Here is a 12,260-nt window from a genome sequence, read left to right as displayed (position 1 = left end):
GGAGGGTTTTGCAGTTCCGGAAAAAACGTTACTTACTTACAACCCCGCCACTAAAAGAATATATATTCACCTGATGGATTATAATACGCAAACATTGGTGCTGCCGGGTTACAGGGATAAAATAAAATATGCCCAGTTTTTGCATGACGCATCTGAACTAAGATACAAGGAACAAGGCAACGATATTGTGTTGACACTTCCGGCCGGTAAGCCAGCCATTGAAGTGCCGGTGATAGAGTTATTGCTGAAATAAACTGTATCGCGGGCATGGCGGGTTTCGATTAATAAGGTCAGGGAGCAACGCAGATAGAGTTCGTAAAAAAATCCTCGTGTTTTAATGCCAATTTAAATGCATCAGTAAAGCATTGTCACACTCATGCAATTTGATTCACTTATCGTTTGCAGTTGGCAAAGGCTATTTTAAAGTGTAAATACTTAGTGTTTCGTCAATTATATTCTACAAATCGGGCTGTCTGTTAATGACGGCCGAATCATAGAACACTCTATTTTTTCCGGCTCCGCTTGTTATTTACTTTGTATCGTCATAGCAAGGATGACCTACCCTGTGAAAAGTTCAGACCATGTCCTAAAATCCTTATCCCGTTTTAAACCATGTTAACTGCCACTATCCCGGAAATCCCGCCGGTTGTCAATCAGCCGGCGGACCTCCACGAGTTCACCTCGGGCTTGCTCAACACCATTACCACTAAAGCAGTGTTGAACAAAATTAATTTTATCAATGATGTCCCGGCCCGGTTGCCGCTGGCTACAGACCAGGGTATGTTAACAATGATGTTGGGAGCGTTGTTGTCGGTGGTGGTTTTTCATGCAAAGGATAATTGTATCCGGTTAACAGCAAAAACGTATGGTCATGTTGTGATGATGTATGTGACCGATCATTTATCCGATATGCCAGCTGTTGAAACAGAGGTCTGCAAGTTGAAACCGGTTGCCGAGAAAATGCTGTGTTCGGTGAGTGTGAGCAGTTTGAGAAAAGATTTAACAACGGTGGCGTTTGGGTTTGTGAATTTGCCGTTGATGGATTGACATATTGCAAATGAAATCAATTAATATCCTATGCAATTCTTTTTATTACAAATAATCTACGGTTCCATTTTACATTGTTCGATTTTTTTGTCCAATATCCGTTTGAGAATAATTATATCAAGAAACAGGTGATCCCTGGTTGGTAGTTTTTACAAAGGCCGGTTTTTACCGGCTTTTGTTTTTTGCACGATCAGTCGACAGGTTAAGTGGGATATAAACCGCCGCCTCCCCGGATTGTTATAAAATTTTTGAGGTCCGGTTGAATTTTAAATAGAAAGACGCAAGTAAGGTCTGAAGCTAGTTTTGTCGTCCTTTCGTTTGCATCAAAAAAGATTCGAGTTTTGTTTTCAGCAAGCTGATATAACGACGTATTCTCTTTACCTCTTCAAATACAAGTCCTTTCTTAATAGCTTCTTTCGCATTTGCCTCCTGCTCGGTTATTTCCTGTCGTAGCTGATTCAAAATTTCTTCATTAGTGCCCATATCAATAGATTTTCATATAAAACATCGGAACAATCAAAGAAAGAACTCTGTGATCCCGCCCCGGTAGTAAGGTTTATTAAAAGGTACAAAAAAAATTACAAAAAAAACGGAAGATTGATGAATGGTTTAACCGGGCAATCCTGATTTGCTGCCTGTTATTCAAAGCGTCTTCTTAATTAAGTATAAACAATTAATAGAAAAACAAATACCGAAGACATTCAACGTATAGGCGGGCAATTGCAGGATACAATCGGGGTATGAGATGAAAACATGATCTGGAATGATCTGATCCTGTTTTATTTGTATTGCTGGTTTTTTCTGAAAAAGCGAATGGGCATCTTTTTTGTCGCTTTGGCTAATAAACAGTAGCATGTATCATCAGAAACTCGACACCGCACGTCATCGGCGCAATCGCCAGCGATTAGTGGAGGAAGTAAGAAGCAAGGGCATTCATAATGAAGATGTACTTGCAGCGATTGCTGCCATACCGAGGCATTTTTTCGTCAGTGCTTCCCGGGAAGAACTTGCTTATTTGGATCAACCCGTTCCGATAGGTGAAGGGCAAACAATATCCCAGCCTTATACGGTGGCGTATCAAACGGAGCTACTCAATGTATCGCCGGCTGATAAGATATTGGAAATCGGCACAGGCAGCGCCTACCAGGCTTGCGTTCTTTCGGAGTTGGGTGCGCAGGTGTATACCATAGAACGGCAAAAAAGATTGTTTGAAAAGTATCAAGTCTCATCGTACTTGCAGCAGTGCCGAAATGTTCATTTCTTTTATGGGGATGGTCATGAAGGGCTCCCGGAATATGCTCCTTTCGATAAAATATTAATCACTGCAGCCACCGCTGAAATTCCCCGGGTGTTGATCGATCAATTGAAACATGGCGGCCAGCTCGTTGCGCCACTCGGCACACAAGATCAGTCCCAGATGATGGTTCGCATTACAAAAGAAAAAGATGGTACCCTGACACATGAAGCATTTAACCAGTTCAGGTTTGTTCCGATGCTGGAAGGAACTACAGGATAATAGCAAATCATAGCTTTCAATATCGGTTAGTGCATGGAACATGGACGCTGACAATAAAGCAAAAAGCTTTTTCGCTTAAAAGCTCCGGTGATTTGGATCCAATCGGAAACGTTCATTGTATATTACTGGAGAAGCTTCGCAGTTGCCCATGAGTATTATACCTGGCGAACGGCCATCAGCAAGCGTCTTAGGCTTTAATCTCATTGCAGTGGAAGGTGATTGCCTGATTGTGACCGATACAAAGATGACAGGTTTGAGCACCCAATACCCCACCGGCCGATTGGTGTAGTTTATCATCCACTATATGAAAAACACCGGACTTATGTTCCCGGTATTTTGAATGAAAGGTATGAATCGTTTATATATCTTCACAGAACGCGGGCATTGTATCCCCGAAACATATCCATTCGGGTATTAAATAAGCAATGATATGCAAAAGACCAGTTATTATATCATCAACGGGATTACGGTTTATCGAATTGTAGCGTCGATATTACTACTTTATTTCATTATCTCGGATAACCTCAATTTTTTTAAATGGTTTCTGGCAGTCAGTTTTTTTACCGACGCAATTGATGGTTTCCTGGCTCGCCGGTATCATGTTGTCAGTGCGATGGGAGCAAAGATTGATTCGATCGGGGATGATCTTACTGTTTTAATGGGTGTCATCGGACTTTTTGCATTTAAATGGGATTTTATCAGTAGCCAATATGTTTGGCTGATTGCCATTTTTATATTATTTCTTATCCATGTTATTTCAGCATTCATCCGCTATGGCGCTTTAACCAGTTTTCATACCTATTTGGCCAAATTTGCTGCTATCGTGCAGGGTACGTTTTTAATTCTCGCATTTTTTTTAAAAGAGCCAGTACATACGCTTTATTATCTTGCCATTGCAGTTACTGCCCTTGACTTGCTGGAAGAAATTGCCATTACCTGGTTTCTTCCTGAAAACAAAGAAAATGTGAAGGGCTTATATTGGCTGATGAAGGAGAAAGGGACTCTGGTATGTATTCCGCTTATCTGCGTTGCAACTGCTTGAAAAAAATCAGTATTGATGAATGGAGTTCTTAGCATTTTCTCCGTCCCGATAGATTCTGTGTTAAGACAAAAAGGTAAATAGTGTATTCGGGATTGATAAGACTCTTGCGGTTTAAGTTAATTGTCCCTTAATTTTAATTTTTCCGGCAGTAGTATTTCATTCAGAGGGGATTGCTCAGGGACAGTCCGGAAAGATGAGCAGCATTCATATTTTTTTGTTGAATAAACACTTTGATTTTGGTTCCAATATTCCATAACAGCGCTTTTATTGCATCAACCGCTTCCCGACTATTTAATTTTAACGAGCGTAGATTGCCGATACCCAAACCCGATAAAAAATGAGCTTGTGATGTAAAGCCGAGTGGCAGCAAATTGAATTTGGCGCCCCATAACTTCAATGCAGAGAAATTAATGTGGGCAGTAATATCCTGCTTGCCTATATTTTGATATGGGCAATAGTTTCGCCGGTGTTCATGATAGCAAATCATATTACCGGATTTCCTGTATGGTTGATATAATTCACCGGATGTATAGCCGTAGTCGATTGTCAATACGAATCCTTTGTGCATTTTTGCCGAGATTGTTTTCAACCAATGGATAGCTTGCAGGTTAATTTCGGTTCGCAGACCAAATGGCAACTGTACAGTAAGTTCTTTGAAGTAATCGGCCAGGATCTTGCTTGCCGGTTGTAACTCTTCTGTGAAGCAGCTATCCTTATAGTCGACCATGATTTCCATTAGTTGATTTTCCATCAGCACCTGGTGTACGGAAAAATTATCGACTAACTCGTTAGACAAAAAACAACCCTCAAACTCGTCTATTTCCTCAAGCGATTCGTGCCAGCTCATTTTTTCATGAAATTCAGCCAACACTGTCCTCGCATGCACAAGATTCTTTTCTACAAATACATATCGCAGATTTTTGTACAACGATTTATTTTCTTTTAATGCGTGAAGGATATCACTACAAAGTTTGCCCGATCCGCCACCCATTTCTACAATGGTAAAAGGTCGTTTGCCCAGGGTAATCCACATCTCTGCTATTTGTCGCGCAATCATTTGACCAAACACATCACTTATACAAGGACTTGTGTAATAGTCGCCAGGTGTGCCAATTCTGGGAGTGGGAGAGGTGTAGTAACCCATACCCGGATAATAGAGACACATTTCCATAAATTTTCTGAAGCCAATCGGGCCTTTTTTCCCGATTTCGTGGACGATTGTTTCCTCCAGGGACATGATCGAATTTTATCAGTATTGTCCAATTTTAATGCCTGAGCGGCAAAATGCTGTAGTGCTGTGCTTTAATAACGTTTTAGTTGTTCATATTCAAAAAGGCCTTTAATATGGGTGTTGAAAAATTTTCCTTTCGAAAAAGCCCGGATCATTTGGGTATACAGTTCAGCAGGCACTTTTTTGTAACGATAAATATTGCCGGATGTAAAACGAATGTCCAGGTTACCGGAGGCAGCATTGTATTTTATATTGGAAATGACGCTTGAGGGCATATCCATCAGCAATAAAATTTATACCATTTTTGCCGAGATTGGCTAAGCTTTTGCGGCTTATTTTTTCTAAGTCCTGGCAAATGATCACCTATCCTGTCATATCATTTCAGACTGATATAGACGATAAATCAATGGGGGTGGATGTTTTAACGCAAGTGCTGGACCGTGGTCAATTCAGATTTTATGTCAAATTCGGGAACGGCGAGGAGGATATTTATGTGCATGATGCTATTCACAATAGCTGGTTCAGCGAACATAATGAGGATTGCGAACAAGCCTGCTTCAAAGCTGTTAAGGACGACCTTGTAACGCTTGAATATTATCCTGTTTTTAAAAAATACCTGGTGCGCCGGAAGAATATAAATGGTGAGCCTGTAAATATTTGGGTATTTGAATCGCAGCGGGAAAAAGATGTTATTACCTATACGGTATATTTCAAAGGGAGTTATCAATTTGATTTAAAAAAGCATAGGGGCGCATGGCACGGCGAATCGGTTAAAAAAGGCAAGGCTGTCGTTGATCCGCAACTGGTAAAGGAGATTGGAAAACTTATTGACAATTCCATTTATGATACCGATTTGTGGAGAAGCCACGCCCATTTCATTCGTTGATAGATTAAAGTTATTTTTTTCTATATAGTGTGGATAACTTCGGGCAATAAAATTTCATTGTTCAATAAAAAGAGCTTAGGTAAACGAGATTGAATCCATGTTGGCAGTTCGCCCTTTTGTATCACACCGAAAGAGCTATTTTATAGTTTTTCTCTTTAGATGGGCTGTTCCAAGTGTCACTAGCCAAAATGATATCTTGCCGTTGGTTTGTTGTCCTGTTAAAACAAGTTTCAAAAAGATGCAATTCTTGTCGTTCTCTGATTTATAATTCTGCTGACCGCTTTGCAAACTTTCCCATTATGTCGCCCCACTTTTCATATTGCTGTCTATCTTTTTTGTTTTTCAAAATCATGTTCCAATAGCCAACATACCTGTCAATACTGTTGTTGCCCCAAAAATAAATTTGAATGTCTGGCTTTGCACTGCCAAGCGAACCGTAGTCCATAATGCCGTAAGAGATAAAAATGTCTGCACGATTTTGCAACTGCTCTTTTGTAATTGTTACGTGTCCGTCTTTGTCACTAAGAAATGGCGATAAATCTATATTGTTTTTATGTGTCGCAAAAGTGTGAATACCGAGCAAAATGTTTTCTTGTCGAAAGGGATTGCCGTCTTTATCAATAAAGTCAATATGCATTATGTCAGGAAGGTAAAATATCTCCATGAATTAGTTTGGTGTGTCGAACAGGGTTGCTGCCAACATACTATATTGATGTATTAGATGCTATTGCACTAAAATACAAATTATTAAGCATGAGTGAGGTAAGGGTGTACATTTCGTATTGTTTTTGGCTCAATACAAATTCTGCGTTTATGTTTTTTATTAATAGATCGTCAACTTATGTGCTGATAGTTTTCACTACTTTTATTTTAAGTATATAAATGAAACAATGAAGATTGTAGTTACTGATGGTTATACGCTGAATCCGGGTGATTTAAGCTGGGACAGCATCGCAGCTTGCGGTGAGCTGGTTGTTTATGACAGAACCTCGCCGACAGAATTTATTGAAAGATGCAGGGACGCGGAAATTATCCTGACCAATAAAGTAGCGATAAATAAAGAAGCCATTGAACACTGTAAGAAGCTTCAATTGATCAGTGTGCTGGCAACGGGGTATAATGTGATTGATGTCAAAGCTGCCAGCGACCGTAAAATAATTGTTTGTAACGTGCCGGCATATGGCACCGACTCTGTAGCGCAACATTGTTTTGCTTTGCTACTGGAACTGACGAACGGGGTGGGGCAACATGCATGGTCTGTCGCAAAAGGCGATTGGCAGCAATCGGCGGACTGGTGTTATAGCCTGGCGCCCATTATGGAACTGGCGGGTAAGACCATGGGGATTGTTGGCTTTGGACATATCGGGCAGCAGGTGGCCCGTATTGCCAATGCATTTGGGATGCAGGTTATCTATCATCGTTTGAATGATAAACCCACTACGTTGGGCAGATACGTGGATTTGCCCACCTTATTTGCCAGCAGTGATATTGTAACATTGCATTGCCCGCTGACAGCCGGCAATCATCAATTCGTGAATAAGGACTTATTGCAACGAATGAAACGATCGGCTTATCTTATCAATACGGCCCGCGGACCTTTGATTCATGAACAGGATCTCGCTGATGCATTGAATAATGATCAAATAGCCGGTGCCGCCCTGGATGTTTTATCTGCTGAACCGCCACAGGAAGGCAATCCTTTATTGAAAGCAAAGAATTGCATTATTACGCCGCACAATGCATGGATGAGCAAAGAAGCGAGAGCCAGGATCCTGCATATTACCCGGAATAATGTAGTAGCTTTTTTAGAGGGTCAGCCCGTCAACCGGGTAAACTGAGATTGGAAAGACAGGGTTCTGTTTTGACAATAAGATCAATTCAGCCAGTATCTTTTATGCCGGGCAATGCACAAGGTCCTCACGATTTATCGTTGTCACTCAACGGTACGCCTACACTTACCGTTGTCCCTTTTCCGGCTTCACTTTTAATCGTCACCTGGCCATTCATAATATAAGCCCGTTCCCGCATACCCAATAACCCGAGGGACTTCAAGACCATTGAAGTGTCGAACCCCTTCCCGTTGTCCTCAACTGTCAGCGTCAGTATATCCTTCAAATAGGAGAGGGTAGTGGTCACCTTTGTCGCTTCAGCATGTCTTGCAACATTCGTCAATGCTTCCTGGTAAATCCGGAATACGCCGATGGCTACAGATGGGTCGATGTCTATTTCCTGCTCGGGGTGAATCACTTCTACTTCCACTCCATATCGCTTATGAAACTCCCGGCTTTGCCAATGAAGACCTTCGATCAAACCAAAATCATCCAGTACACTGGGTCGGAGATCGGAGGCAATCTTTTTCACTGAGCGCATCGCGTCATCTAACAAGGCGGCCATTTCATCCATGCGTTGCCGGACTGATGCCTGGTTTTTACTATCATTATGGTTACGCAGCCACGACAGGTCCATCTTTAAACCTGTCAACATTTGCCCTAACTGGTCATGTACTTCCCGTGCGATACGTGCCTGTTCATCTTCACGTATTCGCTCCAGATGTCCCGATACTGTCAACAACTCTTCATTCAATTGTTTTAACACCAGTGCTGATTGTTTGCTCGCTGAAATATCAATCCCTACGCCAAGCAAACAAGACTTTTCTTCAAAAGTTACCACCCGGCTGGTAAAATAATAATGTATCCGCCTGCCATCTCTGCGAATCAGCAAGGCTTCCGTCTCGCCATACCCTGTCGCAAAACAACGATGTACATACGAATCGATATCTTCAATAAAAAAGTTTAGGGTGAGGGTGCTTACTTCGTCATTATCATAACCGGTAATGAATTCTAAATTCCGGTTCCATCGTAAAAAATTGCCATAACGGTCACAGAGAAAAAATACACCTGGTAAGCTATTGACGATCGAAATTGACAATTCTTTTTCTTTCTCTCTTTCCTTTTCCGCCAATTCTTTTTCATACCGGCTTCTTTTTTTCTCAATGGCGCTTTTCAGGGCTGCGGGGAGCCGTGTAAGATTGGTCTTTAAAATATAATCATCGGCGCCCTGCTGAATGATATTCACCGCAAATTCTTCCGACACCGTGCCGGTTACAAGGATAAAGGCTACATGCGGGTTGGTTTTCTGGATGAGCTTCAGAGCTTCCATAGAACTGTATTGCGGCAGTGCATTATCGGCCAGCACCGCATGATAACCCTGACTTTTCATCGCTGCCAAAAACTCCGCTTCATCACCCGCTACAACAGCGCTAAATTGGAGACCGGCCCGTTTCAGCAGGGTCTGTATCAGGTCAGCATCTGCCGGGTTATCTTCCAGTAATAATAATTTCAGTTCAGTATTCATTGATAAGGTTTGATTGATCAGGCATTCGGACTTTGGTTAAGGATCATCCAATATAATCCGAGGTCCGCCACTGCTTTACTAAAGGATTCAAAATTGACGGGTTTCACGATATAACTGTTTACGCCCAGTTTATAGCTTTCGATAATATCTTTTTCTTCCTGCGATGAAGTCAGGACTGCTACCGGTATGCTCTGTGTCTTCGGATGATTTTTGATTTGATGAAGTATCTCCAGTCCATCTACCTTGGGTAGTTTGAGATCCAGAATAATCAGCTTCGGATTGGGAGAGAATTCACGGTCGGCATATATGCCCCGGGCAAAAATAAAATCCAGCGCCTCGGCCCCATCATCAATATGTTTGAGAGCGTTGGCCAGGTTATTTTTTTTAAGGCTGCGAATGGTCAATTCTGCTTCATGCGGATTATCTTCAATAAATAAGATTTCAATGGGGTTGTAGACGTTCATGCTGTATGATTTGAATAGGATAAACTAATTTTTTTGCACCTTTATTCAGTTCGGATTTGGCTAATACCTTTCCACAAACTTATCGGCATATGCATAGTAAACCTGGCATCATTGCCTTCAATAGCATACACCACATTGTTTTTCCTTTTCTCAGAATAAATATTTGTGAAAGAGTTTAATTGGTGTCCTGTATACTTTAATAGGTCAATAATGGTAAAGTCGGACCAGGGTGCCAGGTATAATCCGGGTGCAGATTCAAATAACCATTGAAAATGTGCGCCACTGGGCGTAATCATAAACAATATTTTAATTCCTTAAATCAAGCCATCATACCACACAGAATTCATCAACCATGGCTTATCGGGTGTTGAAGCTACTAGTCAGTTTCTTTCCATAACAGAGCGGGTTCCTTAACAGGTGATATTCACCGCTGGTATAGCGATTACTTAAAGATCGGAAAAAACAAAGATGGTATAACAACGAAATTGGGAAATATTAGTCCATTAAGGGTTTTCATATATACAGATAAACAGCCCTAAGGGTGATGGTTATACAATGCATCGCCATATTAATAGTAGAAATGCTAAGGGATTTTAAATTGGCAGAAAAGAAATGATTTAAATATAATTTGCACCCGGCGCTTTAATAGTTTAGCGAACCAACTAATCCACCTGGTTCTTATGAAATTCATCCACTTCCTGGTATGGATGGCCATGCCATTCACAGCCTTAGCGCAATGTATCACAACGGGTGCACATACATCTTCCTCCGTAGCGAATAATTCGAGTTTGGGATCAATACCTGGTCCAATCTTGCCAATACTGTACTTTCCGACAAAAGTTATTCCAGTGCAGGATAGCCGGACATCTAATTCATCAATAGTATCGGCCAGCCTGCGGCAATCAGGAGGTCGTATTTTTATTTATCCTAACCCGGTAATGACAGATCTGTTTATCGAAAGCAATGAACCCATTCAATCCGCAACCTCATATAATAGTTATGGCCAAATGGTGGCGGTGACGATTCACAAGCGAATTGCTTATCGATGGCGGTTAAACTGCCAGGGATTGCGGTCGGGAATTTATTTGTTGCACATTCAGAACAAAGCCAAACTTGAACGGAAACCGGTTGTGGTTAACTAAAACGGTCTCCAGGCTTGCAAAACTTTTTTATCTGACAAAATAATGCATGCGCTGCAAGAATACCTTTAATTTTATTCGGCCACTTAGGCAATCGATACTACTAGGAACACGGAGCTGACTTATTTATTTTTGCAAATGCGATTCAACAGTTGACAAGTTCAGGGACAACGTGAATGTAATGATCCAGACCATGGTAATTAGCTTGACACGATAAATTCGATGCTTGCAGAGAAATCGGTGAAGTGATTCTACCGTCTTTCGGCAAAGCTTTTTCCTGATGTGGCTTCGTGGAGGCCCTGTGCACGCTAATATTGCAACAAATGTTATCAGCGGTATCCGGGCACAAGAGGTCAAACTTTCACATTCCGTTTATTTTAATAGAAATAGAGTTGGCGATATCTCCAAGCCCTTGTAAACAGTAGCATCTTCCAACTATATAATATTCTTACATGCAACCGAATCTCATCCGAAAGTTCAGAGCCCTGGCATTAGTTTGCCTTTTTACCTGCATAGCGGGGGTGATCTTTCAACTTGTCAGCGAAGAGCGCCTTGATTATAATAGTGTGTTGGTTGGATTCCCGCTAGGCCTCGTCTTTGGTTTGCTGGAATTATTTGTGTTTCCGGGAGCCGAAATGAAGTTTAGGCGATGGTCGTTTACAACAATCCTCATTTTTAAGACCTTACTATATACCGCCGTCATTTACATTGTGACGGTTAGCCTGGCTATTATAGCAGGTTTGTCAGAGGGACGTGAATGGAAAGAACTCCCAGCCTTTCTCGGATCCAGGGGACAACTGGTATTAGTAATTTATACACTTGTGATCTATAGTCTGCTTGTATTTTTTTTGCAGATAAATCTTCTTTTAGGAGAAGGAGTCTTATGGAAATTCGTCCGCGGCAAATACCACCAGCCCCGCGAAGAGGAACGGATCTTTATGTTTCTTGACATGAAATCATCCACTACCATTGCCGAGCAATTGGGACATGTACGGTTCTATGCATTGCTGAATGCGCTTTTTCATGAGATTTCACAACCAATGCTTCAAACAAAAGCTGAAATTTATCAGTATGTAGGAGATGAAGTAGTTCTTACCTGGGAAATGAAGCATGGCCTGATGAATTCGAACTGCCTGAAACTCTTTTTTATGTTTCGGGACAGGCTGTTTAGGAAAAGTGATAACTACTTCAAAGAGTTTGGAGTGAAGCCGTCCTTTAAAGCCGGATTGCATTTTGGGAAAGTAGTCAGTGCCCAGATTGGTGATCTGAAGAGGGAGATCGTGTATAACGGTGATGTTCTGAATACGACTGCCAGAATTCAAGATGAGTGCAATAAATATCAGCGGGATTGTCTTGTTTCCGGTACTCTTATGAACCGGCTTAAAGATATAAATGGGTTCCAATGGGAAAAGATAGACACCGTCACACTTCGCGGTAAGGAAACAGAAGTGGAACTTTTCAGTGTGATTGATGCACCTCCGGTCTAAGACAGCTAAGATTGGATAGCATGGTTCAAACAGGTGATTGCGATCTCTGTTATTAGAACGCAGGTTTGTTAAGATAGTGATGGATTTTCACTGA

14 protein-coding genes and 1 pseudogene are annotated in these 12,260 nt (G+C 41.4%); 8 read left to right on the top strand and 7 right to left on the bottom strand.

The features are described 5' to 3' along the window. Together ACFEL9_RS11920 and ACFEL9_RS11915 are read left to right on the top strand one after the other, a co-directional pair. Positions 1-253 (top strand): annotated as a pseudogene (locus ACFEL9_RS11920) (alpha-L-fucosidase); the annotation flags it as partial. A gap of 359 nt (positions 254-612) precedes the next feature. Next, on the top strand, positions 613-1,047 hold the full coding sequence (locus ACFEL9_RS11915; protein WP_385890046.1) for a hypothetical protein: 435 nt from the start codon (positions 613-615) through the stop codon (positions 1,045-1,047). Between the two features lie 297 nt (positions 1,048-1,344). Here the strand turns inward: ACFEL9_RS11915 and ACFEL9_RS11910 are convergent, their stop codons facing one another. Continuing rightward, on the bottom strand, positions 1,345-1,530 hold the full coding sequence (locus ACFEL9_RS11910) for a hypothetical protein (protein ID WP_385890043.1): 186 nt from the start codon (positions 1,528-1,530) through the stop codon (positions 1,345-1,347). Between the two features lie 370 nt (positions 1,531-1,900). Here ACFEL9_RS11910 and ACFEL9_RS11905 point away from each other — a divergent pair, with 370 nt between their 5' ends. Together ACFEL9_RS11905 and ACFEL9_RS11900 are read left to right on the top strand one after the other, a co-directional pair. After that, on the top strand, positions 1,901-2,563 hold the full coding sequence (locus tag ACFEL9_RS11905) for a protein-L-isoaspartate(D-aspartate) O-methyltransferase (protein WP_385890040.1): 663 nt from the start codon (positions 1,901-1,903) through the stop codon (positions 2,561-2,563). A gap of 430 nt (positions 2,564-2,993) precedes the next feature. After that, positions 2,994-3,605 carry a CDP-alcohol phosphatidyltransferase family protein gene (locus ACFEL9_RS11900; protein WP_385890037.1) on the top strand — a complete coding sequence of 204 codons (612 nt, stop codon included), beginning with the start codon at positions 2,994-2,996 and terminating at the stop codon, positions 3,603-3,605. 160 nt (positions 3,606-3,765) lie between these two features. Here the strand turns inward: ACFEL9_RS11900 and ACFEL9_RS11895 are convergent, their stop codons facing one another. Next, the gene (locus tag ACFEL9_RS11895) at positions 3,766-4,842 is read right to left on the bottom strand and encodes a class I SAM-dependent methyltransferase (RefSeq protein ID WP_385890034.1); all 1,077 of its coding nucleotides are present in this window, start codon (positions 4,840-4,842) and stop codon (positions 3,766-3,768) included. 65 nt (positions 4,843-4,907) lie between these two features. Beyond that, a complete protein-coding gene (locus tag ACFEL9_RS11890; protein WP_385890031.1) occupies positions 4,908-5,117 on the bottom strand; it encodes a KTSC domain-containing protein in 210 nt (69 codons plus the stop codon). A gap of 74 nt (positions 5,118-5,191) precedes the next feature. On the opposite strand from ACFEL9_RS11890, the gene ACFEL9_RS11885 reads away from it, so the two are divergent. Beyond that, the gene (locus ACFEL9_RS11885) at positions 5,192-5,722 is read left to right on the top strand and encodes a hypothetical protein (protein ID WP_385890030.1); all 531 of its coding nucleotides are present in this window, start codon (positions 5,192-5,194) and stop codon (positions 5,720-5,722) included. A gap of 262 nt (positions 5,723-5,984) precedes the next feature. Here the strand turns inward: ACFEL9_RS11885 and ACFEL9_RS11880 are convergent, their stop codons facing one another. Then, positions 5,985-6,386, bottom strand: a complete 402-nt coding sequence (locus ACFEL9_RS11880; protein WP_385890027.1) for a hypothetical protein — start codon at positions 6,384-6,386, stop codon at positions 5,985-5,987. 226 nt (positions 6,387-6,612) lie between these two features. Between ACFEL9_RS11880 and ACFEL9_RS11875 the strand changes: the two genes are divergently transcribed. Continuing rightward, positions 6,613-7,560, top strand: coding sequence for a D-2-hydroxyacid dehydrogenase (locus tag ACFEL9_RS11875; RefSeq protein ID WP_385890024.1), 948 nt, complete (start codon positions 6,613-6,615; stop codon positions 7,558-7,560). A gap of 79 nt (positions 7,561-7,639) precedes the next feature. Here the strand turns inward: ACFEL9_RS11875 and ACFEL9_RS11870 are convergent, their stop codons facing one another. The 3 genes from ACFEL9_RS11870 to ACFEL9_RS11860 are packed head-to-tail and all read right to left on the bottom strand — an operon-like array spanning position 7,640 to position 9,836. Beyond that, on the bottom strand, positions 7,640-9,076 hold the full coding sequence (locus ACFEL9_RS11870) for a hybrid sensor histidine kinase/response regulator (protein ID WP_385890022.1): 1,437 nt from the start codon (positions 9,074-9,076) through the stop codon (positions 7,640-7,642). Between the two features lie 17 nt (positions 9,077-9,093). After that, a complete protein-coding gene (locus ACFEL9_RS11865; RefSeq protein WP_385890019.1) occupies positions 9,094-9,540 on the bottom strand; it encodes a response regulator in 447 nt (148 codons plus the stop codon). Positions 9,541-9,581: 41 nt separating this feature from the next. Further along, positions 9,582-9,836, bottom strand: a complete 255-nt coding sequence (locus ACFEL9_RS11860) for a hypothetical protein (RefSeq protein ID WP_385890016.1) — start codon at positions 9,834-9,836, stop codon at positions 9,582-9,584. A gap of 384 nt (positions 9,837-10,220) precedes the next feature. Between ACFEL9_RS11860 and ACFEL9_RS11855 the strand changes: the two genes are divergently transcribed. Next, the gene (locus tag ACFEL9_RS11855; RefSeq protein WP_385890013.1) at positions 10,221-10,682 is read left to right on the top strand and encodes a T9SS type A sorting domain-containing protein; all 462 of its coding nucleotides are present in this window, start codon (positions 10,221-10,223) and stop codon (positions 10,680-10,682) included. Between the two features lie 449 nt (positions 10,683-11,131). Further along, entirely contained in the window at positions 11,132-12,166 is a 1,035-nt protein-coding gene (locus tag ACFEL9_RS11850) for an adenylate/guanylate cyclase domain-containing protein (RefSeq protein WP_385890010.1), read from the top strand. Positions 12,167-12,260: the final 94 nt, after the last annotated feature.

Origin of the sequence: Terrimonas alba (assembly GCF_042434975.1) — a bacterium.
GTDB lineage: Bacteria > Bacteroidota > Bacteroidia > Chitinophagales > Chitinophagaceae > Terrimonas_B > Terrimonas_B alba.
This window is presented reverse-complemented; position numbering and strand designations above follow the sequence as displayed.